This is a genomic window from Neglectibacter timonensis (assembly GCF_900048895.1).
Lineage (GTDB): Bacteria > Bacillota > Clostridia > Oscillospirales > Acutalibacteraceae > Acutalibacter > Acutalibacter timonensis.
This window is the reverse complement of record NZ_LT160639.1, coordinates 726268-753242: the sequence shown is the minus strand read 5'-3', so window position 1 is coordinate 753242 and position 26975 is coordinate 726268. Positions and strand designations below refer to the sequence as shown.

The 26975-nt window shown below is 54.5% G+C and carries 24 protein-coding genes and 1 tRNA gene; 10 read left to right on the top strand and 15 right to left on the bottom strand.

Translation table 11 applies throughout. From position 1 onward, the window contains the following. Nucleotides 1-21: 21 nt before the first annotated feature. The 14 genes from BN3911_RS08375 to BN3911_RS08315 all read right to left on the bottom strand — a co-directional run bounded on the left by BN3911_RS08375 (nucleotide 22) and on the right by BN3911_RS08315 (nucleotide 16030). Complete coding sequence (locus BN3911_RS08375; RefSeq protein ID WP_066863967.1) at nucleotides 22-1149, bottom strand: Gfo/Idh/MocA family protein; 1128 nt, start codon at nucleotides 1147-1149, stop codon at nucleotides 22-24. Between the two features lie 92 nt (nucleotides 1150-1241). Continuing rightward, complete coding sequence (locus BN3911_RS08370; protein ID WP_055658125.1) at nucleotides 1242-2129, bottom strand: sugar phosphate isomerase/epimerase family protein; 888 nt, start codon at nucleotides 2127-2129, stop codon at nucleotides 1242-1244. Between the two features lie 19 nt (nucleotides 2130-2148). After that, nucleotides 2149-3267: a Gfo/Idh/MocA family protein gene (locus BN3911_RS08365; protein ID WP_066863964.1), complete on the bottom strand. Its 1119-nt coding sequence runs from the start codon at nucleotides 3265-3267 to the stop codon at nucleotides 2149-2151. Nucleotides 3268-3302: 35 nt separating this feature from the next. After that, entirely contained in the window at nucleotides 3303-4400 is a 1098-nt protein-coding gene (locus BN3911_RS08360) for a Gfo/Idh/MocA family protein (protein ID WP_055658121.1), read from the bottom strand. Nucleotides 4401-4461: 61 nt separating this feature from the next. Continuing rightward, nucleotides 4462-5283: a carbohydrate ABC transporter permease gene (locus tag BN3911_RS08355; RefSeq protein WP_066863961.1), complete on the bottom strand. Its 822-nt coding sequence runs from the start codon at nucleotides 5281-5283 to the stop codon at nucleotides 4462-4464. After that, nucleotides 5284-5652 carry a carbohydrate ABC transporter permease gene (locus BN3911_RS17570; RefSeq protein WP_242871095.1) on the bottom strand — a complete coding sequence of 123 codons (369 nt, stop codon included), beginning with the start codon at nucleotides 5650-5652 and terminating at the stop codon, nucleotides 5284-5286. Between the two features lie 12 nt (nucleotides 5653-5664). Then, nucleotides 5665-6204 carry a carbohydrate ABC transporter permease gene (locus BN3911_RS17565; protein ID WP_242871094.1) on the bottom strand — a complete coding sequence of 180 codons (540 nt, stop codon included), beginning with the start codon at nucleotides 6202-6204 and terminating at the stop codon, nucleotides 5665-5667. Between the two features lie 99 nt (nucleotides 6205-6303). Next, nucleotides 6304-7581: an ABC transporter substrate-binding protein gene (locus BN3911_RS08345; protein WP_066863957.1), complete on the bottom strand. Its 1278-nt coding sequence runs from the start codon at nucleotides 7579-7581 to the stop codon at nucleotides 6304-6306. Nucleotides 7582-7797: 216 nt separating this feature from the next. Further along, nucleotides 7798-9369 carry a response regulator gene (locus BN3911_RS08340; RefSeq protein WP_066863954.1) on the bottom strand — a complete coding sequence of 524 codons (1572 nt, stop codon included), beginning with the start codon at nucleotides 9367-9369 and terminating at the stop codon, nucleotides 7798-7800. Then, entirely contained in the window at nucleotides 9362-11134 is a 1773-nt protein-coding gene (locus BN3911_RS08335) for a cache domain-containing sensor histidine kinase (RefSeq protein ID WP_066863951.1), read from the bottom strand. The genes BN3911_RS08340 and BN3911_RS08335 overlap by 8 nt, the downstream gene beginning before the upstream one ends. Nucleotides 11135-11267: 133 nt before the next feature. Next, on the bottom strand, nucleotides 11268-12233 hold the full coding sequence (locus BN3911_RS08330; RefSeq protein ID WP_082942206.1) for an IS5 family transposase: 966 nt from the start codon (nucleotides 12231-12233) through the stop codon (nucleotides 11268-11270). Nucleotides 12234-12393: 160 nt separating this feature from the next. Next, nucleotides 12394-13443 carry a Gfo/Idh/MocA family protein gene (locus tag BN3911_RS08325; RefSeq protein ID WP_066863945.1) on the bottom strand — a complete coding sequence of 350 codons (1050 nt, stop codon included), beginning with the start codon at nucleotides 13441-13443 and terminating at the stop codon, nucleotides 12394-12396. Nucleotides 13444-14388: 945 nt separating this feature from the next. Beyond that, nucleotides 14389-14464 (bottom strand) — tRNA-Ala (locus tag BN3911_RS08320). A gap of 141 nt (nucleotides 14465-14605) precedes the next feature. After that, nucleotides 14606-16030 carry an MATE family efflux transporter gene (locus BN3911_RS08315; RefSeq protein WP_187127710.1) on the bottom strand — a complete coding sequence of 475 codons (1425 nt, stop codon included), beginning with the start codon at nucleotides 16028-16030 and terminating at the stop codon, nucleotides 14606-14608. Between the two features lie 252 nt (nucleotides 16031-16282). Between BN3911_RS08315 and BN3911_RS08310 the strand changes: the two genes are divergently transcribed. The 10 genes from BN3911_RS08310 (at nucleotide 16283) to folK (ending at nucleotide 24233) form a co-directional block, all read left to right on the top strand. After that, nucleotides 16283-17239 (top strand): glycoside hydrolase family 25 protein, encoded by a 957-nt coding sequence (locus tag BN3911_RS08310; RefSeq protein ID WP_066863939.1) that lies wholly within the window; start codon nucleotides 16283-16285, stop codon nucleotides 17237-17239. Nucleotides 17240-17429: 190 nt separating this feature from the next. Further along, a complete protein-coding gene (locus BN3911_RS08305; RefSeq protein WP_066863936.1) occupies nucleotides 17430-18938 on the top strand; it encodes a UDP-glucose--hexose-1-phosphate uridylyltransferase in 1509 nt (502 codons plus the stop codon). Continuing rightward, a complete protein-coding gene (locus BN3911_RS08300; RefSeq protein WP_066863934.1) occupies nucleotides 18935-19642 on the top strand; it encodes a ComF family protein in 708 nt (235 codons plus the stop codon). The genes BN3911_RS08305 and BN3911_RS08300 overlap by 4 nt, the downstream gene beginning before the upstream one ends. Nucleotide 19643: 1 nt before the next feature. Then, on the top strand, nucleotides 19644-20366 hold the full coding sequence (locus tag BN3911_RS08295; protein WP_066863930.1) for a tRNA threonylcarbamoyladenosine dehydratase: 723 nt from the start codon (nucleotides 19644-19646) through the stop codon (nucleotides 20364-20366). 28 nt (nucleotides 20367-20394) lie between these two features. Further along, nucleotides 20395-21189: a class I SAM-dependent methyltransferase gene (locus BN3911_RS08290; RefSeq protein WP_066863927.1), complete on the top strand. Its 795-nt coding sequence runs from the start codon at nucleotides 20395-20397 to the stop codon at nucleotides 21187-21189. Nucleotides 21190-21222: 33 nt separating this feature from the next. Continuing rightward, nucleotides 21223-21786 (top strand): GTP cyclohydrolase I FolE, encoded by a 564-nt coding sequence (folE, locus tag BN3911_RS08285; RefSeq protein ID WP_066863924.1) that lies wholly within the window; start codon nucleotides 21223-21225, stop codon nucleotides 21784-21786. 17 nt (nucleotides 21787-21803) lie between these two features. Further along, entirely contained in the window at nucleotides 21804-22628 is an 825-nt protein-coding gene (gene folP, locus BN3911_RS08280; RefSeq protein ID WP_066863921.1) for a dihydropteroate synthase, read from the top strand. 165 nt (nucleotides 22629-22793) lie between these two features. After that, the gene (gene folB / locus BN3911_RS08275; protein ID WP_066863918.1) at nucleotides 22794-23183 is read left to right on the top strand and encodes a dihydroneopterin aldolase; all 390 of its coding nucleotides are present in this window, start codon (nucleotides 22794-22796) and stop codon (nucleotides 23181-23183) included. Between the two features lie 5 nt (nucleotides 23184-23188). After that, entirely contained in the window at nucleotides 23189-23737 is a 549-nt protein-coding gene (locus BN3911_RS08270; RefSeq protein ID WP_066864357.1) for a GNAT family N-acetyltransferase, read from the top strand. 19 nt (nucleotides 23738-23756) lie between these two features. Beyond that, nucleotides 23757-24233: a 2-amino-4-hydroxy-6-hydroxymethyldihydropteridine diphosphokinase gene (gene folK, locus BN3911_RS08265; protein WP_066863915.1), complete on the top strand. Its 477-nt coding sequence runs from the start codon at nucleotides 23757-23759 to the stop codon at nucleotides 24231-24233. Between the two features lie 209 nt (nucleotides 24234-24442). On the opposite strand, the gene BN3911_RS08260 is transcribed toward folK, so the two are convergent. Further along, nucleotides 24443-26794, bottom strand: a complete 2352-nt coding sequence (locus BN3911_RS08260) for a valine--tRNA ligase (protein WP_066863912.1) — start codon at nucleotides 26792-26794, stop codon at nucleotides 24443-24445. Nucleotides 26795-26975: the final 181 nt, after the last annotated feature.

Below are 26975 nucleotides of genomic sequence, written 5' to 3'. Positions count from 1 at the left end.
AATATCCCTTGCAGCTTCCGCTTACCGGTCCAGTTCCTGAGCAGTGACTTCCCTGCCCAGCTGTGCAGATTTGTAAAACGCTTCGATGATCGCAACCACATTCATAACCTCGTCCTTCTGGATGGGGTATTCCTCCATGGTCATTTCCCCGTTGAGGACCTTCAGGATGTAGTTCATCTCGTGGATGTGGCCGGTGAAATCTGAGAGTTCCGTATATGGGTCGGGGAAAACCCTCGGCAAAACGTCGGCCTGGTAATTGCCCTGCGTCGTGAGCAGCTTGAGTCCATCGTCCCCAATGGTCAGACCGCCCTTGTCTCCGCAGATGCTGACAGTGTTGCTGTTGGGCAGATTCAGCGCCCAGGAGATCTTGAAAGTGACTGTCATGCCATTTTCCAGACGAATGTAGCCGTTGGCAAATTCCTCAACATCAAACTCTTTCATGTCGAACTTTCTGGGAGTGAACAGACCGGTGGGAGCTCCGCTCTCCGCATTGGAGAACTCAATATTCTTCTCCTTGTTGACGATCCTGGTCACAGCACTTCCACTGACGGAAACCATCTTCGGGTTACCGGAAATTGACATCAGGTAGTCGCACATATGAACGCCCAGGTCGCAGAAGGCGCCGCCCACATTTTCTTTCGCCATGTGGAACATGCCCCATCTCGGAACGCCGCGGCGCCGGACCAGGTTCAGATCCGCGTAGTAAATGTCTCCCAGGCAACCGCTTTTTGCCAGTCCGGCAGCCGCTTTGAAGTTACCCGTGAAACGCAGAGACTGGATGACAAACAGATGTTTCCCCGCCTTCTCCGCCGCGTTGAACATCTCCTCCGCATCCGCGCAGGTTACAGCCACAGGCTTTTCGCAGACTACATGGCAGCCCGCACGGAAACCGGCAAGGGTATACTCCTTGTGGTATGCGTTCGGTGTGCACACGGAGATGATGTCGGGTTTCTCCTCCTCCAGCATTTTATACGGATCCACATAGTACTTGGGGATCCCGTGACGCTCGGCGGTTTCTTTGGCGGCTTCCTCGCGGATATCCGCCACTGCGACAATCTTCACCTTGTCACCCATGGCTTTGTAGGCGGGAATATGTGCCGCGTTGCAAATCATACCGTTGCCGATGATGGCAACCTTATACTGCTTCATTACTCCTACTCCTCTTCCAAAAAAACATGATTTTTATCCGGCGCCGCGCCCGGATCGAGGGGGATACCCCCTGTGTGCCTCCAGACGGCAGCTCAGTATTCACCCGCAAGGCAGAGCTTGAGATGATCCATCGCCTGCTTGTTGTAGCGGCGGGGGTTGTCTGTGAACTCCAGCTCGACGGAAAGGTTTCCGTCATACCCGACATTCTTCAGCGCCTGAATCACAGCGGGATAGTCGGTGATGCCGCAGCCGGCGGGGATGTTGTTTCTGGAGACGGCATCGCTGTCTTTGCAGTGAACATTGAAAATACGTTTGCCTCCCAGCATGTAGATCGTCCATTCCGGATCGATGTGCTGCATGATCAGGTGGTTCGTGTCCAGCTGAATGCCGAAATCCGGGTCATCGACGTCCTTGAGCAGCTGCAGCATGGCGTGCGGTGTGGAGATCATGGAATAGGGGAAGCACTCCACGGACATGCGCAGCCCGTACCGCTTTGCAATGGCCAGACACTTGCGGTAACTGTCCATCAGGGTATCCCAGTCCTTCTGGTAGCAGTAGTCGGCGGGCATATGGTATCCCTGCTTGATCGCCGGTGCGGCGGGGTTGAACTTCCAGGGGGTTGCGCCGCAGGGCATCGGCACCAGCGTGGAGACAATCCGGCATCCGATCCACTTTGCGGCCTGTGCGGCCTTCTCGAAGTGCCTGACGCTGTCCTCCCTTTTTTCGCTGCAGGCGTCGTTCCACGAAGCGTCCTGGAAGACGAACACGTTGGGTTCAAGGCCGATGGAGCGGGAGTGATCCCCCAGCGCCCGGCAGGCTTCCTCCGTGAAGAATTCATCCAGTGCTTCCGGGGTTCCCAGATAGTCCACGCCCTCGAAGCCGAGTTCACGGATCTGATCCGCGATTCGGATCAGAGAGTCCCCATGCGGCATATCCTCCGGGATCGGCGTCCAACCCCAGGAAACGTTTGCAAGTTTCATGTAGCATCCTCCTCTTATATTACCCAATCGTCCAACAAGCGGTTTTTACTTCTTCCATTTTCAACGACCGGCTGGAGCGAATTCCCGCATCCAACATAGCGGCAGACCAAAGATTGTTATTGAGATCCATGGTGTAGTGTACCGGTTCTCCGGTCTCCAGGTGATGGAAGACCTCCTGAGCCAGGTTGGATCTTCCCTCAGGCAGCGGGTAGTCGTCGGAGCAATACACCTTGCTGGGCGTTGTGGAATAACGATCGAGGTAAACACAAACGTTGGCGTGGATGCCATGGTCGCCGTTTTCCACAATCAGGGCGCCCTTTTCGCCCCAGACAATGGGCCCGGAGGGATAGCCGCTGCTTATGGTGTTCCAGGTTCCCTCCAGAATGGAAACCGCCTCGGGGTACCGAACCATCAGGGAGGCGTAGTCCTCCGCGTCGCCAAACCGGTGGTTAAAGTTCGCCTTCAAGCCATACACGCCCTGAGGCTTTTCGCCCAGGTACCAGTTCGAAAGGATGGTGCCGTAGCAGCAGTAGTCCAGCAAGCTGCCGCCTCCCGCCGCTTCCTGATGCCACCATTCCTTGCCCAGCTGCCGATCCGTCATGACCTGGCCGTAAGAGAACGGACCCATGGAATCCGGGTTGCGGAACTGGAAACGGTACACCTTTCCCACAACACCTTCGCTGACAAGCTTCTGGCCCAGGCGGACGCTGGCCTGCCATGTGGTCGGCCAATTGATCATGCAGTCCGCCTTACCGATCCGGGAAGCGCGGGCAATAGCCATGGCGTGTTCAGTGGAATAGGCCAACGGCTTTTCCACCACCACGTGGATCCCGCGCATGAGGATCTCGGGGATAACGATTCCGTGAAACGCGTTCTCGCAGTTCACAAGGACAAGGTCGGGTTTGAGATCGAGAAGATCACGGTAATCCTCAAACACGCGGGTGAACCCACACTGCTCCTGACAGAGCTTCAGGTTCATGGAGCGGCTGGAGCTTTCAAAATATTCAGACTCTACCATCGGCTTGATATCCGAGGCACCGATCCATTCCACGCGCTCCGGCATGGACAGAAACGGCTTGATCTGACCCAAAACGTGCATGTGAGCGAAGCCCACCAGACCAATGCGATATTTCTTCATAACATTCACCTCATCTGTGATCAGTTCCCCTCTGCTCAGAAAGTGGTGTGCAGCGGGACAATGCTCTTTGTCTTGATCGCTTCCGGAATAGTGCACATGATGTCCACCACGTGTCTGGCGTGCTCCGGGGGCAAACCGACGGGACGGTCCTCCTCAATGGCATGGATCAGATCCTGAACCACCTTGCATTGGAAAAAGTTCATCTCAGAAGCCGGAACATCCCACTCCATAGGCTTCAGCCAGCCGCGAATACCGCGCTCCGGCGCATCAAGGTAAACTTCCAGCGAATCGAGCGGGTTCATGTTACCGTTGTTGACGAAAGTGATCGTTCCCTTTGTACCGAAAATCTCCATCTGAGGTGCGCGGCTGTCCTTCTGGCAGAAGCCGGACTCCACCACCGCCATGGTTCTCTCGCCGTAATCGAGCGTAATGATGTAGTTATCGTACAGCTGGTCGGCCTGGATCTGCATGCCGTCAAAGGTACCGGTTCTTACCGTGCGGACAGGCTCGGAGATTTTGGCCATGCAGCCCACAGCCTTCGCGGGACCAAGGATGCCCGTGGTCATGGTAAGGCCGTGGACGCCCATGTCGTACAGGGCGCCGCTGCCGGGCCGGTGGAACCAGGTGGGGTCCGCCGTGCGGTACTGGAAATATTCCGGGCCGCCGTGGCAAACGTTGGTGTGCACCTTCATAATCTCCCCGATGCAGCCGTCGGCAATCAGCTTTTTGGCAAAGCGGATGTCGTCACGCAGCATGTGGATCGGTGAAGCAGTGTATTTCACACCGGCTGCCTTGGCAGCCTCGATCTGCTCGGTCACCTCCTCCACCGTCAGGCCGACGGGCTTCTGTGAGTAAAGATGCTTTCCGGCCCGCAGCGCCTTCATGTTGATCTCGTGGTGCGCTGGGATCGATGTCGTGTTCATCAGGATCTCGAAGTCACACTTCTCCAGCAGTTCATCGATGCTGGTGTACCAGGCCGGCACATGAAATTTTTCTGCATAGTTCTTTGCTCTCTCCGGGATGATATCGCAGACTGCAACCAGATCCGCCTCCGGAATCTCGCCGATCCGGGGAAGATACGTATTGTCCGCGATCGATCCGCAGCCAATTAAGGCAACCTTCCATTTTTTCATTTCTGCATTCCTCCATTGTGTCAGTATTGTAATGCCGGGAAACCTGTTCCCGGGCCTGGGTTCAGCTCTTGATGCCGGATGTGGCGATTCCCTGCACGAAGAACTTCTGGGTAAACATGAAGAAGATGATGACAGGGAAGGACAAGAGGAACACGCCGGCCAGAGTGAGATTTTCCTGCTGGAAATGCTCGTTGTTCACCGTTTGCAGCCCCACCACCAGCACGAACTTCTCCAGGGTGGAGATGAAGGTGGAGGGAACCAGGTAAGAGTTCCAGGTGCCGGTAAAATTGAAAATCGCTATGGTGGCGATGAGCACGCCAGAAATGGGCAGCACAATGCGCACATAGGTGCCGAACCGGCCCAGGCCGTCGATGCGCGCCGCCTCCTCCAGCTCCTCAGGGATTCCGTAGAAGAACTGCCTGGCCATAAAGATAAACATGGACTGGGACAGGTAGGGGATGATAATGGCGGCAAGCGTGTCAACCAGCCCCATCTGGGCCATCATAATATACTGGGGTAATAGCACCAGCTGGCCCGGGATCATCATGGAGAGCATGAGGCAGACAAAAATTACCTTTTTGCCCGGGAACCTGAGCCTGGCCAGGCCGTAGCCCGCCATGGGCGTGAAGACAATGTTGCCCAGCACCACCGCCAGGGTGGAAATGGCCGTATTCTTATACCACCCCATGATGGGGAAATCCGCAAAGAGCTCCTTGTAGTTGTCCAGGCTCCAGACGGAGGGCGGCACAAAGGAGCCGATGTACCGCTTTGGCAGCAGCGAATTGTACATGACGTAAAACACAGGAACCAAAAAGATCAAAGCCAAAAGGGCCAGGAAGAAATAGGTGAGCACCTTTCCGACTACGCTTCCCCGCGTTCTCATTTATTCCGACCTCCTTCCTAAAATTTCCCGCACGGTGGACAAGGAAAAGATGATGAGGAAAAGGATCACCGCGGCGGCGCTGCCGTAGCCCATGTCCATGTAGCTGAAGGACTGCTGGTACAAAAAGGTGACCAGCGTGCTGGTGGCGCCCGAAGGGGAACCCAGCGGGGACTGCTTGGACATGGCCGCTATCTGGTCAAAAACCTGGAACGCGTTGATCATGCCAAAGGTCAAAACCAGGTAGGTGGTGTTTTTCAAAAGCGGCACCGTAATGCGGATGAGCCGCTGCCAGGGGCCGGCCCCGTCTACCTTGGCCGCCTCGTACAGCTCTGCCGGGATCTCCTGCAGGCCGCCGATGAAGATCACCACGTAAAAGCCCACCTACTGCCACACGTAAAGGATGATGAGGAAGGGGAGCGCGTACTTCACGTTGGCAAACCAGCTTACATTTTCAAAGCCAAAAAGGGTAAAGAATTTGGTCGCGGGCCCATCCTTGATGAAGAAGTACATGAAAAAGATGGTAACCGCCATTGACGAAATCACGTAGGGTATGTAGCAGCTGGAGCGGAAGAACCCTTTAAACCGGATTTTCCCATTGAGCAGGACCGCAATGGAAAAGGCAAAAAGGGACTGCAGCGGCACAATGACAAGCACCATGAGGAAGCTGTGCTGCATGGCCTCAAAAAATTTGGGATCCTGAAACAGGCGGATGTAGTTTTCCATCCCGATAAAGGCGTTAGTCTCCGGCGTGGCGTAGTTGTACCGGAAGAAGCTGATAGAGATAGCCTTTACCGCCGGGTACAAAAACCAAACAAGCCAGAAGATTACCGCGGGCAGCACAAAAAGCCAGCCTGCCACTGCCTCTTGCCTGCGCAGCTTACTGTGCTTTTTTCCTCCGCCGCCTGTATTCTCAGTCGTCATCCCCATAATCCCTCCTTTGATTATGCCCCCTGACAGCCGTTGGCCGCCAGGGGGCACCGACAATCTCATTCTTTCGTTTTTATTCCTCTTTGGTGCCCTTTACTCGCCATACTCCGCCTGGAGTTCTTCCACAATCTGAGCGCCGGTTACGGTGGAGTCAGGGTTGAAAAGGGCTTCCTCCATTTTGGAGATCAGCGCGTCGGCAAACATTTTGCCGGAGGGGGGGTAGCCGAAGCCGTTGGAAAGAGGGAGAGCTTCTATCTGGTCGGCCAGCGCCGGCTGCTTCTCCCGGAACTCGTCGAAGAATTTCTCATCCACTGGGATATAGCCCAGGTCAATGATGGCCTCGTAACGAGCGTCATTCATCAAATAATTGATGGCCATGGCGGTCTCTTTCTCGTGGGCGCCGCCCTTCAGGATGGCGTAGGCGGGGGCGTGGAAGGTGCCGGAAGCGTCCTCGTGGCCTTCCGCGTGGGGGATCTTGATGTAGCGGACCTCCACATCCGGCGCGTTCTTGGCAAAGTCGTTGATATACCAGGTGCCGCCGGTGGACATGGCCGCGTCGTTTGTCATGAGCACGGAGCCGTCATAGCTCACGCCCAGCTCCTTCGGGGTAACCACATAGCCCTGGTGGTAGGCGTCGATAAGGAACTGCAGGGCCGCGGCGTTCTCGGGGGTGTTGATGGTCTTGCCCAGGCCCCAGCCGCCGCCGAAGGAGAGGGCGTACTGGGTAAAGTGGAACTCCTGGGTGTTCAGGCACAGGCCGGTCATCCCCAGCTGGTCCTTGAACACCTGGCAGATCGCCAGCACATCGTCCCAGGTCTCCGGGAAGTCGTCCTCTGTCAGGCCAGCCTCGTTCCACAGGTTCATATTGATGGCGAACACCGCGGGGGACTGGTGGGTGGGGATGCCGTAAATCTCGCCGTCGATCTCCCAGATATCCTTCAGGTTCTGTGCGATGGAGTCCCAGCAGCTGATGGTGCCGTCCTCCACATAGGAGGTAAGGGGAACCACCAGGCCGTCGTTAATGTACGGAAGGTACAGCTCGTTGGTCAGGGAAATAAAGTCGGGGGCCGTCTTGGCCGCGATCTGGGCGGGGAGGTTGTTCCAGAAGTCCGCGTCGGTGGGGTATTTCTGGAATTCTATCTTAACGCCGATGGCCTCCTCCATGCCCACGGTGCCGGGCGCGTGCTCATCCTCGAAGTTGCCCCAGCCGCCCATGCGGATGGTTACCACTTCTCCGCTGGGGGCGGCGTCCCCTGCCGGGGCGCTGCCGCCTTCCGCTGGGGCGCTGCTGCCCTCTGTGCCCTGGGAGCACCCTGCCGCGGACGCTGTCAAAAGCGCCGCCAAACACAACGCAAGTAATTTCTTGTACATTCGGTTATCTTCCTTCAATTTTTTTTGAAAACCGGTTTCTCTCTTCCCTCCATTTTGTCTGTTTTCCCGAATTAGGTTACTTATATTATAGAGAATCTGTTCACTATTTTCCATAAACGCTGTTGAAGAAAATATCAGGATATTGAACAATTTTAGTACACAAAGCTTAAACCCGCGGAGGATCTTGAACTTTATTTATTCATATTGACCTTTCCCTCACTGCTTCAGGCCGTTCCTGTACTCTGCCGGAGTGCACCGCATAATCTTTTTAAAGACGATATTAAAATGGGTGGAGCTGTTGAAGCCGGTAAGCTCTGCCACCTCGTAGATTTTCAGCCGGAAGTCGTTCAGGTACTCCTTCGCCTGTTCAATCCGGGTGTGGTAGATGTACTGCTGCACGGAAATCCCCAGGTTTTTTTGGAACAGGCGGCAGAGATAAGACTTACTGATCATCAGGTGGTCGGCGATCTCATCGAGCGAGATGTCGCCGCGGCTCAAATTCTGCCGGATATAATCCGCCGCCTCGCGAATCAGGTAGTTTTTCTGGTCAAGAGCCGGCTCTCCTGTCTTCAACCCCTTTTGGAAGTCCTCAAGGAAACGCTGCGCTTCCTCCACGGTTTCGCAGGCCTGAAGCTTTTCCACCGTTTCTTCCGGCGCCTTTCCCTCCTGCAGGAGAAGGAAGCGCACCATATTGGAGAAAAAGTTCTGCACCCCCATAACGTCCAGGTTCTCCCTGTGGTGCTGCTGCAGCCACTGGATGAAAGCATAAAATCGGGAAAAGATTTGCGTGTATTGCTTCTGCAACACACAGATATTGATATCGCCAAGGCATTCCTTGACTTCCGGGCGGCTCATCGTCCGATCCGGCTTGCGCATCTCCTTGATAAGGAACCTGTCCGGCTGAAAATAGTGAAGATGCAGAGAGTAGCGCGCGTGCTCGAACGCCTCCGGCAATGCAGAGAATTTCGAGACGGCGCTGCTGACACCGTAGCAGGTGTCAGCATTCAGATAATTCTGGAACACGGTGTGGAGTTCGTGGACCAGGCTGCAGGCTTTCTCCTCCCACTGGGTGCTGCTGACACTGTTCTGACTGCTCAGCAGGATAACATACCGGTTTTCCTGCAGAAGAAAAACTTCCAGTTCCTGCGTCCACTGGTGCAGCACTTCCACTGTGAGGTTGATAACGCTTTGTTCCAGTGGGAAGGGGCGTCCCTCTCCGTAACGGGCCTGTACTTTCTGGTAATTCTGCACTGCAAACACAATGCAGCAGAGGTTTCCTTCCCGGATGTGCAATTGACTGACAGGCAACTGCCGTTCAGCAGGTTCGCTGCTGCCGGTGATCAGACGGTGCAGGCAGACATGACGCGCGTAACTGTCCCAGCCTCCCTGCCCCTCGTCCTGCTTTTTGCACAGTGAGTGCCGTACCTCCTCCAGAACCGTCAGGATGTTCGCGCTGTTGGTCTCATTTTTTCTCAGGTAATCGAACGCACCGTTCTTCATTGCCTCTTTTACAAAACAGAAATCATCGTGGCAGCTCAAGATAATAACCTTGCACTGAATCTTCAGCTTTTGCAGGGATTTCAGAACTTCGATCCCGTTCATCACCGGCATACAGACGTCGAGCAGGACGATATCCGGGTGTTTTTCCCTGATCATCTCCAGGCCGGTCTGCCCGTTGTCCGCTTCTCCTACAATCTCATAGCCATACTCTTCCCACGCCACAGAAGATTTGATTCCGAGCCGGACCAGGCTCTCGTCATCAATGATCGCGATCCCGATGTTACGCATTTGCCATCTCCTCCTTATAGATACGGGCTGGAATTTCCACAATCACCCTCGTGTACTTGCCGGGTTCGCTGTCGATTTGAATACCGTACTCCTCTCCAAAAATATACTGGATTCTCTTATTCACATTATAAAGACCGATCTTGTTAAACGAATGGGAGTTGAGGGGGTGATCTTCCTCCAGAGCCTGTCGGATCTTCTCCTTGCTCATCCCTTTGCCATTGTCGATCACCTCATACAGAATACGGTCTTCTTTTCGGGTAATGTTGATCTGCACCGTGCATTGCCGGATCATACTGCTGAAACCGTGGTAGATGGAATTCTCTACGATCGGTTGCAGAAGGAATTTCAGCGTTTCGTAGTTTTCCAAGCCCGGCTCCACATGGACATCAACAAAGATCCTGTCGAAATATTTGAGGTTGATCAGGTTGATGTAGTCCCGGATCAGATCGATCTCGTCCTGAATCCGGATGACCTCCCGGCTGTTTTTGGAGGAAAACTGCATGAGCTTGATCAGGGAATCCAACGCCGTTACCATACGCTTGGATCCTTGCATATCCGCCATCCACTTGATGGAATTGAGCGTGTTGTAGATAAAATGGGGATTGATCTGGGATTGGAGCGCCATGAGTTCTGCCCTGCGCAATTGGATCTGCGTCTCGTAGTTTTTGATGGTGAGGGCGTTGATCTCGTTGATCATGTGCTGGTAGCTGCGGGAAAGGCCTTTGATCTCCACCTGATTTTCAGGGAGCGGAATCCCGCTTTTTTCCGCTTCAAAGCTCTGGAGCTTCACATAAAGCTCCTGAAGCGGACGTGTAGAGATTTTGGAAATAAAGATTGAAACCAGAACTGCCAGAACCGTAAGGATCAGCATGAGGAGGAGCGTCATATAAGGAACAACGGCGATCTCTTGATCCAACTGGCTGCGTGGAATCATTTTGACGCTTTTCCATCCCAGGCTTTTGGAGCCCGAGACGATCGTATCGTACAATTCCCCGTCGATTCGGCAGGAAGAAATGCCGTCTTCCAGGCCGTCCTGAAAGAATTTACTGCCAATCTCCTCCGTCAGATTGCTGAACACAACGTTGTTTTCGTCATCCAGCAGGTAAAACCGCTCCTGCGAATCTTCCTTGAAAGCCGGCCAGCAGGTCTGGAGATCGTGTACGTTAATGTTGATTAGCATAGTGCCAAGCAGTTGGGAATCATATGGGGAGTAAATCGATCTTCCGACAGTTACGCAATAGGGTCTGGCTGCGTCGGAGAATGCGTACACCAGACGGTTTTGGTGCACTCCCACCAATACTTTCGCCCCCTCTTTACTGGCAATCTTTTCGTACCACTCTTCCGCATGGATATCATAGGACGGATTGACGTCTTCCTTTGTGCAGTAGTAAAACATGCTGTTGTTCCCCGGAAATATGGCGATAGTCTCTATTCTGCCATCCAGGTAATAGCCGTCCTTGTAAAGCAGCTTGTCCACCTGTGCCTTGTCGCGGTATCCTTCGAGAGGTGAACTCTGTTCCTCATAGCTTTTCTGCAGAATGTCCATGAGCTCTTCATTCATTAGCAGGGAATCGGAAATCTTGAAGATTGAATTGAAAAAGTTATCAACGCTGTAAATAATCTGGCTGTTATTCTGCAGCTCCCGCTGCTGCACGTTGCTCAAAAGGACCCCGCTGAAATACTGATAATAAAAGCCTCCCAGTACCATCACGGGGATCACCGCAATCATGAGCATAGACAATGTCAGCTTTTTTCTCAACGACATATCGTTTTCCTTTCTCGAAAGACTATCGTCCTATGGCAGCACCGCACAATTGCTGAGGCAAGCGCTGTCGAATCACCCATCAGGCAGGAAACCATAGGCTTCCCGGCGCATTTCTTCGCGAGAGCGCACAACTTCAAGCCGCCAGGCAGGGCCTGTCAGCCAGAAGCAGATTCGCCAATGCGAACATGATATTGAATTTGGCTCGCTGCTTTTCGAGCCCTCGGTATCGCGTTTTTCGAAATTGCAGCTGTTTCTTGACGACACCGAATACGTGCTCTACTTTTGCCCGAACAGAAGACTTTGCGTGTTCTGCTTTCTTTGCGGCATACTGGCCGCTCTTGCTCAGCTTTTTTAATTGAGATGGACGTCGGTTAATTTTGTATTTGATCTTGCGTCCGGATTTGTTCCGAACGATCGCGTCCTCACGGTTCCCGGCTCCAAGATAGCCACTGTCGCCGTAAACGACATCTTCCTCACCGGTCAGCAGGGATGAAGTCTGCGTCACATCATGGACATTAGCTGGTGTCGCCTCCACTGTGTGTACCAGTCCGCTGTCCTTATCCACCCCAACATGGGCTTTATAGCCAAAGTGCCATGTGTTGCCCTTCTTGACCTGATGTGCATCCGGATCCCGCTTTTTCTCCTTGTTCTTGGTGGAAGACGGCGCGGAAATAATGGTGGAATCTACGATCGTTCCCTTTTTCAGGATAAGGCCCTGTTCAGTGAGCGCGGTAACAACTTGTGCAAACAGTTTCTCCTGCAGTCCATTCTTCACCGGCAGGTTCCGAAAGCGGCCAATGGTATCTCCGTTCGGCACCTGATTGCTGGAATCAACGCCGCAGAAATCTGAAAATGCCCGGCTGTCGATTGCCTCCGCCGCTGTTGCTTCATCACTCAGGTCATACAGATTTTGCAGCAGATACAACCGCAGCATGGTCTCCAGTGGATAGGGTTTATTGCCGCGCTCTCCTTTGTAATAGCACGGCTGGATCAGCGTAAGCCATTCCTTCCACGGGACGATCCGCTCGATCTGGGCTGGAAATTCTTTCTTCTTTGTCCGTACCTGCGCCAACTCATCACTAAGCGCAGACATTGTCATCTGTTTATCCATGGTCTTATTATATCACTTCTGGCAGTATCGCGCCTACTTTTCTGTGCGGTATTGCCCTATATTTTCCTCGTTTTTTCATTCTTACAGCATAGACGAAAAGCCGCCTGATGATAATTTCATTAGGCGGCTCTCATTTGAGTTTACAAATTTAATTTTTGAGAGAAACAAGTTCTCCTGTTTCCGCGGAGCGGAATGCAGCTTCGATAGTTTTCAGCACTTTCCGCACCTGCCAGGGCTGTACGATCAACTCTGCTTTTCCGTCGATCGCATCCCGCACATTTTTGTAGTATTCCGACCAATCGGCTTCCACGTCCGGAAGCTCACTCTCAAGCTTCACGTTATCCGGCCTGGGCGCAAACGTCCTGGTTGGACCGGCCGAGGTCATAATAATCTCAGACTTTGTCTCCACTGTGCTGTCCAGCCGGATGATCCCGCCGCTTCTGGAAAAATCGTTCACATAGGCAGTTGCCTCATCGCCAAGCAGAAGCCATCTTGGAAGCTCTTTGAGTACAAATGTCCCTATCTCCACTTGAACGTGACTGCCATCCTCCAAATCAAACACGAGGAAGAAATAGTCCTCCACCTCCGTAGTTTTTACATTGCTGGTCTTGCAGAATACGCTCCTGAAATTGTCATATCCCAGCATCCACATCAACTGATCGATAAAGTGAACGCCCCAGTCGTACAACATGCCGCCGCCGTGCTTCTTTTCACCGCGCCAACCGAACATTACTCCACCGGATCCATGCAGTCTGGACTGGATGGAATACACCTTTCCCAGTTCCCCGGAATCAAGGATATCCTTAACGATCCGGAAGTCCTTGTCCCAACGGCGGTTCTGATGTACGGTGAAGAGTTTCCCGTTGCGACCAGCCGCGGCAATCATCTGATCCAGCTCGTCCACGTTCAAAGCGGCAGGCTTCTCGCAGATGACATGCTTGCCGGCATTCGACGCGGCAATGCAGATCTCCATGTGACAGTCGTTCGGCACGGCAACCAGAACAGTGTTGATGTCCTCACACGCAAGCAAATCCTCCAGGGACGAAAATCCCCTGAGCCCGCTTTCCTCCGCCACCTGTACCCGCACGGGGTCAATGTCGTAAGCGCCTACCACCTGAACCCCTTCAATTTTGGAAGCGTTTCGGTGATGAAATCCGCCCATTCCTCCGTAGCCAACAATTCCCAATTGAATCCCCATGTTCATTTTCCTCCATTCTTTGCTGCATTTTTGCGCTGCGTTTGATTTCCTGAAAACAACTTTCATCCGATCGGATGGGACAAATTCACAATCATGCCCGGCCTTTTAAAAACATTATATCTTTCGAAACACATACTTACAATTAACATGATTATTCATCCTCATATACTGTTGAACAACTGCAGCATTTTAAAAAGATGTTCCGAGAATATTTTCCTTGGAACTTGAAAATATGGTATCCGCTCAAGTCTCCTCAATCCATATCTCTTTGCCAGTCGCACAGTTCAGTGGAATATCCGGTTGGTTCTGGAAAATCAGACAGCTTGATTCCGTCACTCCGTAATTTGCTTCAAAATACTGTTCCGCATAACATTTCATAAATCATTAATTCATAAAACTTGTAGGCCTTGCAGATTTGGAAATCACTCACTTTAGAATAAAACAGATTTTCCCTCGTGTCTTGCTGAAATCAATTTTGGCCAATATCTGACAGCTTTTTAACATTTTCTGTCTGCGTCAGAACGTATATTTGCCGCCTGTGATAATCGGTTGCAAACACACCAGGACAAATCACAGCGAATCACATATTCCTCCTCATAAAAAGAAAGTGGCTCCGATAAAAATCAGATCCACAAATCTTATTTTCATTCTTTGAGCAGATTGCCGACAAGCTTCATCGGTTTTCACAAAGGGAATGCGAATCGTTTTGGTGTATCCGCTTGGATGCGAACGGCTCGGTTTCACCCAAAATGGCGTTGTTGGCTCTCAAAAAGCGTTTCTCTGAAAAACTCCTGTTTCCTCCTGAATTCTCACTTTTTCTCCGTGCCAGATGGATGCGAATGATCTGCGGGGCGAAGGCAACAGTTCTGCATTTTTCAGGAAGAAACTGGAAACGCCCAAAAACACAAAAAAGCCGTGAAATCAGCGATTTCACGGCTTTTTTGATGGTGGACCTGGAGGGATTCGAACCCTTGACCTCTCGGATGCGAACCGAACGCTCTCCCAGCTGAGCTACAGGCCCTTATGCCAATTTTGGGGTAGGGATTTGGGCCCGCGTTATGTTGCTCTCGCACTCCCAGCTGAGCTACAGGCCCAAATGTGCTGTCCGCTCTGAGACAGCACGCTTATTCTAGCACAACGGCGGCTTGTTGTAAAGTGCTTTTTACGACTTTTTCGTTTGAAACAGGTCAATGTTCAGCCAGCGGCCCCGGTATAGCCGGACCATGAAGATGAGACCGCGGACACAGAGTTCTGCCGCCATAGCCAGCCAGACACCATTAAGCCCCAGGCTGCCTGCCAGCAGGAAGGAAAGGGTGATACGCACGCCCCACATGGTTGCGAGGCTGATGAAGAAAGGCCCTTTGGAATCCCCGGCGCCTCGCAGGGCGCCGGAGGCGACGATGGATGCGCCGAACAGCGGTTCCGCAAAGGCCACGATGCGCAGGACCTGGGTGCCCAGGGCAACGACCTCGGATTCGGAGGTGAAAATCCGGATCAGCTGAGGAGCCAGGCAGAACAGCAGCAGGCCGCCAAAGGTCATTACCAGAATGCCGATCCAGGTGACCAGGCGGGCAAAGCGTTTGGCCAGATCCTTCCTTCCCGCTCCCACTGCTTGGCCCACAAGAGTGGTGGCCGCTACCGCCACGCCGTAGGCAGGCAAATAGCTGATGGATTCGGCTGTCACAGCCAGATGGTTGGCCGCTACAGCCGTTGTGCCGATCCCAGTGATCACCGCTGTGATGATGATCTGTGCCACACTGACGGTGGCGCGCTCCAACGCTACAGGCAGACCAAGCCGCCAGACTGCGGAAAGGCAGGTTCTTTCAAAGGAAAAACGTTCCTTCAGGCTGATGCGGATGGGAGAACGTTTGCGGAACAGCACCAGCACAAACAACAGGAAAACAACGGCAGTGGAAAGGCCCGAGGCAAAGGCTGCGCCTCCCACGCCCCAGCCCGCTCCCCAGACGGAACACTCGTGTCCAAACAGCGTAAGCTTTCTGGAGGGATAGATAAACAGAAAATTCAGACAAATATTGAGAAGGTTGATGAGGATGTTGAGGATCATAGGGGTACGGGTATCGCCTGCGCAGCGGATGGCGGCGCTGAGCATATTGGCGCCCAGGGTAAAGGGCATGGCGCACGCGATAATGCGGAAATAAAGAGAGGCATCCCCGCGGATGGATTCTTCCGCTCCCAGCAGGGTTGGCAGGGGAAAGGAGAGCGCAAGGGCGAGAAGCCCTATGGCGGCGCCGAAAATCCCGACGAAGCGAAGCGCCTGCCAGGTGACTTTTTTCGCTTCGGTTTCGCGGCCTGCGCCCAGATGCTGGGCCACCTGCACAGAAAAGCCCACGGAGGCAGCGTTCAGGAAGCCGTTGAAAAGCCAGGTTGTGCTGGCCGTGAGGCCGACGGCAGCGGTGGCGGCAGAGCCCAAAGAGCCTACCATGGCCGTGTCCACATACTGTACCAGTGTAATCATGATCTGTTCCACCACAGCCGGCCAGGCCAGGAACAGCACCGCCCCCAGCGTAGTATGCAGGCGGGGGATCCCCTGCTGAGAGAGCAGTTTTGCGATGCGGTTTTCTTCCATTCTCATACCCCTTCTCTAAGCCATTCACCGCCCATTATACCGAGGATATGGAAAAAAGTAAAGAATACTTCCGCAGTGCAGAAGCTGCAACGCTTTGCCCTCCGGCTGCGGCGGAGGAACGCGGTTCCGGAATGCTTAGAGCTTTTGTGGACAACTTTCGATTTTTTTCATACTATGGTTTGGAGAGACCTGTATTTATACGACGTTCCGGGTTTTTCCAAGTTCTGACAAGAAGGGAGGTTTTTTGAATCAATGGCGAGCTTACCGACAAGAGGAATCGATATCTCTGAGTTCAACGGCGACGTGAATATTGACGCGCTCAAGGGACAGATCGATTTTGTAATCATCCGCTGCGGCTACGGCAGCAATTATACCAATCAGGATGATACGCAATACGAAAACAATGTCCGCAAATGTCTGGCAGCGGGGATTCCCTATGGGGTCTATCTCTATTCCTATGCCAAAAATACGGATATGGCGAAAAGCGAAGCCGCCCATACGCTGCGGCTGCTTCAGGGAAAAACGCCTTTGTACGGCGTGTGGTATGATGTGGAGGACAGCTCCCTGCCATCGGGAGAGACAATTATCGACAACTGTATCACTTACTGCAGGGAAATCGAAAAGGCGGGCTATTACTGCGGCATTTATTCCTTCCTGAACTGGATGGAAACCCGGCTGAACAGCCCCAGGCTTGATCCATTCGATAAATGGGTCGCCCAGTGGAACGACGTGCTGGAGTATGACAAGCCCTATGGAATGTGGCAATATACGAACAACGGTATTTTAAACGGGCGGCAGTTTGACATGGACTACGCTTATAAGGATTATCCCGAGATTATCAAGGGGATGGGAGGCGATGATATGACTAAGGAAGAGGTTCTGAAGCTGGCACAGCAGGTTTACGATGAAAACGAGAAAAGGTATCCCACTATCGATTCCGTTCCCAATTGGGCGCGGGAGGGGGTAAAGCAGGTCTACGAGGAGCTGAATCTGGGAGGCAACGGCACAGACCCCGGGAAAATTGAGCTGGACGCAAGCTACAGCTATGTGCGGGCAGTCTACGTGATCTCCAAGGTGCTGGAGCGTTTCGACACGCTGCTGCGACAGGCAGATGCAGAGATTTCCGCGTTTTCCCAAGAAATGCCCGTAGATTCCGATGCTGAAAAGAAAGAAGAAGTGGAAGGACAAGAGGAAGGCCGGGCAGAATAAGAGCTGAAGAAACAAAGTGGATTTCCGGGATAGGCAGTCCGGAAATCTGAGGCGGGCCGAAACCGGAAAAGGTTTCGGCCCGCTGCCGTTTGAAAGGAAGTTTTTTCTCACCTTTGATTTACTGCGTCCGCTTGTTTCTATGCCGTATTTGGTGTAAAATTAAGCTTTGATACAGAAAGGATGATGAAACATGGGCACAGTCGACCTCAGTTTGGAAATCAGCAGGCTGCTTTGCTACGGTCTGCAGAAGGGCCTGCTTGCGCCGGAGGATGCGGCCTATTCCGCCAACAGAATCCTTGCGCTGCTGGGCATTTCGGAATTTGAATGGAAGCCGGTGGAGGAGAAGCTCCGTTTCCCTGCGGAACCTTTGGAACGCATCTGCGATTGGGCCGCGGAACAGAGTCTTATCGATCCGGACACTTTGGACGGGAGAGACTTGTTCGATACGGAAGTGATGAACTGCCTGATGCCCCGTCCTTCCGAGGTGGTTTCAAGGTTTTACGGACTGTATGAAGGGAACAAAAAGGCTGCCACCGATTACTATTATGAGCTGAGCCGTTCTTCCAACTACATCCGGGTTGACCGCGTGGAGAAGGACCGGATGTGGACCGTGCCCACGAAGTACGGCGAACTGGTTGTTACCATCAATCTCTCCAAGCCGGAGAAGGATCCTAAGGCCATTGCCGCCGCCCGGAACGCGCCCCAGTCGGGTTATCCTAAATGCGCCCTCTGCAGGGAGAACGAGGGGTACCGGGGCACGGCCAATCAGGCTGCCCGGGGCAATCACCGGCTGATTCCCCTGTCTCTCTGCGGGGAACGCTGGTTTCTGCAGTATTCCCCCTATGTCTACTATAACGAGCACTGCATTGTGTTGAGCGAAGAGCACCGGCCCATGAAGGTCAGCCGCGCTTCTTTTGAGCGCCTGTTGGATTTTGTCACAGTGCTGTCTCACTATTTTGTGGGCTCCAACGCCGATCTTCCCATTGTGGGAGGGTCCATCCTTTCCCACGACCATTTCCAGGGGGGCAATTATGAGTTCCCCATGGCAAAAGCGCCCCTTCGGGAGCAGGTTCGCTTCTCCGGCTTTGAAACCGTGAGCGCAGGTATTGTGGACTGGCCCATGTCGGTGCTGCGTCTGCGGTCTGCAGACCGGGAGTCTTTGATTGAACTGGCGGATAGGATTCTGGCGAAATGGCGCGGATATTCCGATGAGAGCGCAGAGGTGCTGGCTTTTACCGGTGAGACGCCCCACAACACCATCACCCCTATTGCCCGGCGCAGAGGGGAGGAGTACGAGCTGGACCTGGTGCTGCGCAACAACCGCACCACGGAGGAGCATCCTCTGGGATTGTTCCATCCCCATGGGGAATATCACCACATTAAGAAGGAAAACATCGGTCTGATCGAGGTGATGGGCCTGGCGATTCTGCCGCCCCGCCTGCTGCAGGAGGCGGAGTTGATGGAGCAGGCTCTTTCCTGCCCGGAAGGCGCGGAGGAGATTTTCAAGAGACCGGAGATGGAAAAGCATCTGGATTGGTATGCCGATTTGAAAGCGGCGGGAGTTACGGCGGAGAATGCCGGCCGGGCTGTGAGGGAGAGTATCGGAAAAATTTTTGAGAAGATTTTGGGAAACGCCGGCGTTTTTAAGGATACGGAAGCGGGAGAAGCGGCTTTCCTCCGCTTTTGTAAAGTCATATGAGCCGGGAGGGAAAATTTGCGCTGGGTGACAGGCTGCTTGCCCTGCTGTTTCCGGAGAGATGTCTCTTCTGCAGGAAGCCGGTGGATGCTGGACAATGCTTTTGCAGCGCCTGTGAGAAAAAGGTGCCCATAGCGCCTCTGGCGCGCAGGCTGGAAGCAGCGGTCCCGGGAGGCGCGGGGTTTTCCTGCCGGTCTCCCCTCTCCTACCGTGGCGAAGTGGTGGAAGCGATGCGCCGATTCAAATTTCAAGGGAAGAAAGGCCTGGCAAAACCCTTTGCCCGGCTGATGGCGCGGGCAGCGGATTTCCCGGAGCAGCCGGAACTGGTCACCTTTGTGCCTCTGTCGAAAAATCACAGGCGGGAGCGGGGCTATAATCAGAGCGAGGCCCTGGCGGAGGAACTGGGGAGACTGCTGAATCTCCCTGTGAAACCAGTATTGGAAAAGGTGAAAGAAAATAAAACGCAGCATCTTCTCTCTGCAAAAGAGCGCAGGCAGAATGTCAGGAATGCCTACCGGGCTTCCTCCGAAGTTCACGGGAAAAAGGTTCTGCTGGTAGACGATATTGTGACTACAGGCGCAACTCTTCGGGAATGTGCCGGACAGCTGTACCGTGCGGGGGCGGAAAAGGTATTTGCCCTGTGCGCAGCCGATGCGGAGCTTGGAGGCGGCACAGGCAGACGGGAAGAGAGACAGGAGGAAAAATAGAATGGCAGACCGTTTTGCCAGAGAGGCGCTCCTCATTGGGCAAGAGGGCGTGGAAAAGCTGAGAAGGGCCCGGGTAGCGGTGTTCGGCGCGGGCGGCGTGGGCGGTTATGCTATTGAAGCCCTGGCGCGCAGTGGCATCGGCGCTTTGGACCTGATTGACGGAGACGTGGTGAGCTTCACCAACCTCAACCGGCAGATTATCGCGCTGACGGACACCGTGGGGAAGCCCAAGGTGGAGGCGGAAAAGGAAAGAATCGCCGGGATCAACCCTGAATGCCGGGTTGAGGCGCTGCAGCTGTTCTTTACAAAAGAGACAGCTTTGGATTTTACCCAATACGACTATGTAGTGGACGCCATCGATACAGTATCCTCCAAGCTGGAGCTGATCTGCAGGGCTAAGGAGGCCGGCGTGCCGGTGATTTCCTGTATGGGAGCGGGAAATAAATTCGATCCCACGGCTTTCCGGGTGACAGATCTTTCCGAAACCAGCGTCTGCCCTCTGGCCAGAGTGATGCGCCGGGAGCTGAAAAAGCGGGGGATTGAGGGCGTGAAGGCCGTGTGGTCGGCAGAAGAGGCGAGAACGCCCTTGCCTGCGGAGGAAGAAGATAAAAAGGGCACGGCGGGCCGTCCCACCCCAGGCAGCATGGCCTTCGTCCCCGGAGCGGCCGGTTTGGCGCTGGCCGCCGAGGTGGTAAAGGATTTGCTGGGCGGCTGGCCGGAGTAGATAAAAAAACGGGGGAAAGGACGTCGGCATGGAATATCGAGAAGGAAACCGCGGGCTGCGCATGAAGTTTGACGAGGACGAAATAAACTATGACCGCTGGCGTCCCGGATATCCGGACGAGCTGTTTCAGGCCGTGGCGGAGTATGCCGGCCTGGAACGGGGAATGCGGGCTTTGGAGGTGGGGATCGGCACTGGGCAGGCCACTCGACCCTTTTTGGAGGCAGGCTGCCGGGTGACCGCCGTGGAGCTGGGCGAAAAGCTGGCAGCCTATTCCCAGGTGAAATTCCAAAATTTTTTCAATTTAGAGATCCTTCAGGGAGATTTTATGAAGTGTCCCCTGCAGGGCGATTCCTTTGACCTCCTTTATTCGGCTACGGCCTTTCACTGGATACCGGAAGAGCAGGGATATCCCAAGGCACTGCGTCTGCTGAAAAGCGGGGGAACGCTGGCAGTCTGGTGGAATCACCCCTGCCCGGCGCCGGAACAGCCGGAGCTGTTCCAGGAAATTCAGAAAGTGTATGGGAGGTTCGGCCGCGCTGTCAGGAAATCTCCAGTGGAGTTTACGGAAGAAAACTGTGCGCCGCTCGCCCAGCAGCTGAAAGAAATGGGATTTTCGGGAGTGGAATCCCGGCTTTTTCACAGCAGCCGTTCCTTGGGGCCGGAGGAATATTGCGGACTGCTGAATACCTATTCGGATCATCGGGCGATGGAGGAGAACGCCAGAGCCGGTTTGATGGAGGGGATTTCCTCGGCAATCATGCGCTTTGGCGGCAGGCTGGAGCTCCGTGATACCATGGATTTATATTTGGCCAGAAAGCCCTGAGGCGGCCGGGCCGGAAGAAAGGATGAGAGCGATATGGATATGGAGAAAATAGAACGGGCCGTGCGGGACATCCTGGAGGCGGTGGGCGAGGACCCGGACCGGGAAGGGCTGCAGGAGACTCCGGCACGGGTTGCCAGAATGTACGGAGAAATTTTTTCCGGGCTGGGCGCTGATCCCAAACAGCATTTAAAAATTTTCACAGAGGGGGGGAAGCATGACGAGCTGGTGCTGGTTAAGGATATCCCCCTCTATTCGGTGTGTGAGCACCATCTGCTGCCCTTTATCGGCAGGGCGCATATTGCCTATATCCCAAAAAACGGGAGAATTATCGGGCTTTCCAAATTTGCCCGGATTGTGGACTGTTTTGCCCGGCGTCCCCAGGTACAGGAGCGTTTGACAGGACAGATTGCCGATTTCCTCTATGAGAATATGGAGCCGCTGGGCGTGGCGGTGTTTATCGAGGCGGAGCATCTCTGCATGACCATGCGCGGGGCCAGAGCCGCCGGCGCGAAAACGCAGACCTCGGCCCTGCGAGGCTGTATGAGGTCTGATGCGAAGACCAGAGCCGAGGTGATGGCCCTTCTGGGGGGCAGGTAGGGAAAGGAGGGGCTTTTATGGAGACAGCTGCTTTTGAAGCGCGGGAAAAGCGTTTTCCCCTCACCCGCACCTACGTGATGGGTATTTTGAATGTGACGCCCGATTCGTTTTCCGACGGAGGGAAGTTTCTGAATCCGGAGCGGGCGGTAAACCGTGCGCTGGAGATGGAGCGGGACGGAGCGGATATCATCGACATCGGGGGACAGTCCACCCGTCCCGGTTATACTGCCGTCTCTCCGGAGGAGGAGTGGGCGCGGATTCAGGCGGTAGTGCCGGCGGTGGTGCGGGAAACCGGTCTGGCGGTGTCCGTAGACACCTTTTATCCCTGGGTGGCGGAAAAAGCCCTGGAGGCGGGCGTCCAGATCATCAACGACGTGTCCGGCTTTGGGGATGAAATGCTGCAGGCCGTGGCCGTCTCGGGCTGCGGCTGCATTGTGATGCATCCCCGGGGGGCGCAGCATGGGGATATCCTTCGTGAAGTGAAGAGCTTTTTTGAGGAACGGCTTCGGGCGGCGGAATGCTTTGGCGTGGGGAAAAGCAGGCTGTGCTTTGACCCTGGGGTGGGCTTCGGCAAGACCTATGAGGACAATCTGAAGCTGATCGCCCATGTGGAAAAAACCAGACTGCCGGAAACGGCTTTTCTGATGGCGGCCTCCCGGAAGCGGGTGACAGGCCAGCCCTGCGGGAATCCCCCCTTTGAAGAGCGTCTGCCCGCCACACTGGCGGCCCATACCGCCGCTATTCTGGGCGGTGCGGATTTGGTGCGCGTCCATGATGTGAAGGAGGCGGTGCAGGCGGCGCGCATGGCGGACGCACTTTGCCACCTTTCTTCAGAAGGGTGACGCCTGAGCCTTTGTTTCCGATTTCGGCTCCTCCGGCCTTTCGGCCCGCTCCACGATGCCCATACGGTATCCCAGGGCTTCGGAGCGCTTGAGGGCAGGCTGTTTCAAGCGGGAGGCTGCACGCTGAATTTAGCAGGGAGACAGGATAGAAAGGAAAAGAAAACGATGGATACAATCTATATCAAGGGGCTGGAGATTTTTGCCTATCATGGGGTAAATCCGGAGGAAAAACGGGATGGGCAGGTATTTCTGCTGGACATCGCCATGGTGGCTGACCTCACAAAGGCCCGGGAGAGCGACAGCCTGGACGACACGGTCAATTACGCTGCAGTGCGCAAGACCGTACAGAAGGCCTTTACGGAGACAAAGTACAATTTGATTGAACGGGCGGCTCAGGCCGTGTGCGAGGCGGTCCTGGCAGAGCATGAGAAGGTGGAGAAAATTACCTTGCTGCTGAAAAAGCCGGAGGCCCCCATGAACGCTATATTTGAGTATGTAGCAGTAGAAGTCACTGCCTCCAGAAAGGCTGGGGAAAAGGAGAAAACAGGAAATTGAGAGAGATGACAACCAGGCGGCTGGTGCTGCGCAGGTTTCTGAAAAGTGATGGAGAAGGGCTTTATGATTACCTCTCCGACCCGGAAGTGGTAAAATATGAACCCTATGAACCCTATACACGGGAGATGGCCGAACAGGAGGCGGCCCGTCGGGCGGAGGATCAAAACTTCTGGGCGGTCTGTCTACTGGATGGCGCCCTGCTGGGCAATGTCTATTTTGCGGAAGGTGAATTTGACACCTGGGAGCTGGGCTATGTGTTCAACCGCAAGTACTGGGGGAAAGGGTATGCAGGCGAGGCGGCCCGGGCTCTGCTGGATCTGGGCTTCACGGAATGGGGAATGCACCGGGTTACGGCAATGTGCAATCCTGAGAACGAACGGTCCTGGAGGCTGTTGGAACGGTTAGGTATGCGCAGGGAAGGCAATTTGAGAAAGAATATTTTTTTCTTTCGGAATGAGCAGGGAGAACCGCTCTGGCAGGATACTTATGAATATGGACTTCTGCGGGAGGAATGGGAGCAGATGCCGCCGGTAAGCATTGAAACCATGTACTGAGAGAGGGAGAGAGACAGAAATGCAGGCAGTTTTGGGAATTGGCTCGAATTTGGGCGATCGTGAGAATAATATAGCTTTGGCGCTGGACTTGCTGGAGCGTTTGCCGGATACGGCGGTGCAGAAGTTGTCCAGTCTCTATGAAACCGAGCCCTTTGATGTGATCTCTCGGCAGGACAGGTATCTGAATTGCTGCGTGCTGCTGGAAACGAAGCTGGCGCCGGAAGAGCTTTTGGACCGCTGTCTTGCCATTGAAGCGAAGCTGGGGAGAGTGCGGAAGGAATACCACGGTGCAAGGACTATGGATATCGACGTGCTGCTTTGCGAGGGATATACCAGCTGTACGGAAAAACTGACCGTACCCCATCCCCATATCCGAGAGCGGGCCTTTGTCATGGTGCCGCTCTCCGACCTGTTTCCCGCCCATAACGCTCTGGGGTTTTTATTTCATGACGCTTATGAGGCGGTGGAGAAAAGCGGTGTAAAGCTCTATCACTAGGGACTAGCTGAAAAAATCACGCCGGATGGCCCGGCGTCCATTCTGCGGATCGGGCTCCGGATTTTCAGTGCGCACCTTGCGTTACCGGCATAGAAGGAGGAATTCGGCAACGAAAGCCGAATTCCTCCTTTAAAGTTTTGCGTGCATTTCTCTTGGCGGACGCCGTACTTCCAGACTTCAGGCCTATATTCTGCCGAAGGACTTCCTGCCTACAGCGGCAGCAGCTTGAGACTCTCGGCGTGGGAGCAGGAAAGCAGGTCGGACTCCGCTTCCTTGAACAGCGGATGCAGTTTTTCTTCCGCATGAATCGGGAAGCAGCCCATCTCCGCACGGAGGGAAACCCCTTTTTCCGTCTTCTCCCTGCGCATGGTGGAAAGGTTTTCTTTCAGCCGTTCCCCAAACAGCAGCAGTTGTTCCTCCGGCTCCCCAGTCTGGGGCCAGCGGGTCAGGTGGAGGGAAGGCTCCGGTTCGAACTTCCGGAAAAATTCCAGGTAAATGGTTTCCGTGATGTGAGGCGCAAAAGGAGCGTACAGCTTCAAGACGGTGAAAAAGGCGTGGTACAAGGCGTACTGGGCCGCCCTCCGGGCGTCTGTTCCCTGCCGTTCTGCCGAGTAGAGCCGTTCCTTTGCCAGCTCGATATAGGTGTCGCAAAAATCGTTCCAGAAGAAGCGGTCGATTTCGTGCCGTGCCTGGCCGGCCTCATAATTGCTCAGCTGGAAGGCAGCGGAGCGCAGAGCTTCGTCGGCTCTGGCAAGAATCCACCGGTCAGCGGAAAGCAGAGGAGGGCTCGCCGGAAGAGGGGAAAAGTCTTCCAGTAAGGGAAGGGCAAACCGGGCCGCGTTCCAAAGCTTGGTGAGAAAACGCTTTTCGGGCTGAAGGTCCGCGGGAGAAAAAAAGGTGTCCGTACCCAGACGGGCATTGGCTGCCCACAGCCGCAGGGCGTCCGCCGAATGCTCCCGGATCAGGGAGGTGGGTTCCAACCCATTTCCCTTGGACTTGCTGATTTTTTCACCCCGTTTCGCCAAAACGAAACCGCTGATCATTAGATGTTTCCAGGGAAGCTTTCCCGTGTGGTACAGGCTGCGGACAATGGAATAGAAGGTCCAGGTGCGGATGATCTCGTGGGCATGGGTTCGCATGGACAGAGGATATTCCGGCAGCCCACGGCTCTTGTGCAGCAGGGGAGTGACGGAGGAGGTGGCCCAGGTGTCCAGAACAGCGCTTTCCGGGAGAAACTCTGTGCAGCCGCAGGCGCAGGTCCCCTCGTACGGCTGTTCCACAGGATTGACGGGCAGGGAATCCTGCGAGGCGAACACGGGCCTGCCACAGTTCCTGCAGTACCAGACCGGGAAGGGGACGCCGTAATACCGCTGACGGGAGATACACCAATCCCATTTCAGGTTTTCCACCCAGGAAAGATACCTGTCCTTCATCTGCGCGGGATGCCACACAATTTCGTCAGCCGCCTGACGGTACCGCTCCTTTTGAGACAGCACGTCGATATACCACTGCCGTGAGGGCAGAATCTCCACCTCGGTGCCGCAGCGTTCATGGACGGCCACTGTGTGGATCACGGGTTCTGCGGAGAGAAGAAGTCCTGCCTCCTCCAGCAGCCTGATGATTTCCTTTCGTGCCTGTTTCACCCGCAGGCCTGAAAGATAGGGCACGTCTTCTCCCATTCTGCCGTCCTTTTGGAGCACCCCGCGGGTGGGCAGGCCGTGCTCCAGCACCCACTGGGCGTCGGTGCTGTCGCCGAAGGTGGCGCACATCACGATCCCCGTGCCCTTTTCCGGGTCGGCTTTCTCATCTGCCAGGATCGGAATCTCAAAGCCGTAAAGGGGCACGGCTGCTGTCTGCCCAATAAATTCCCCGTATTGGGGATTTTCCGGATGAATAAACAGACAGACACAGCCAAAAAGCAGCTCCGGCCGTGTGGTAGCCACAGGCAGCACGGTTTCCCCGCAGGAGAAGGGCAGTGTATAAAAGACCGAGTCGGTTTCCCGGGTATCCAGCTCTGCCTGGGCGATGGAGGTACGGCATTCGGTGCACCAGAGCACGGGCGCTTCTCTGCAGTAAGCCTTTCCTTGGCGGGCCAGCTCCAAAAAGAGCTTTTGAGAGAGCCGCTGCGTCTCTGGAGAGGCAGTTTCATACTGCAGGTCCCAGTCCACTGAAAAACCCAGCGATTGAAACAATTGGCGGAAATCCGCCTCATAGCGGGATGCAGTTTCCCTGCAAAGCTCTGTGAAGTCAGCGTGCGGCAGGTCTCTGGCTCGCAGCTTTTTCTCCCGTTCCACCAGCCGTTCAGTGGGCAGGCCGTTGTCGTCAAAACCGAAGGGATAATAGACGTTTTCCCCCTGCATCCGGTGGAAGCGGGCGATCATTTCCGCCTGGGCATAGGAAAACAGATGGCCGATGTGCAGGCTGCCGCTGACAGTGGGGGGCGGCGTGTCGATGGAGTACACCCTCCCAGGCGCATCGGGAGAAAAGCGGTAAATTCCTTCCCTCTCCCAAAATTCCTGGGTCTCTTTTTCGTGCTTTTGAAAGTCATATCTCTTTTCCATTGCAGTACATCCTTTCAATCTTTGCAAAATAAAGGGGGACGATAAAACAGAACACCGCCGGGCAGTTGGCACATGCCGGACGGTCCCGCAGAAGAAAGGTGTAGGCGTTGGGGAGCGGGCAGACAGTAACCGCCGCGGAAGAAAAGTCTTTGCCAAGCTTTCTTCCGGAAAGCGGCAGAAA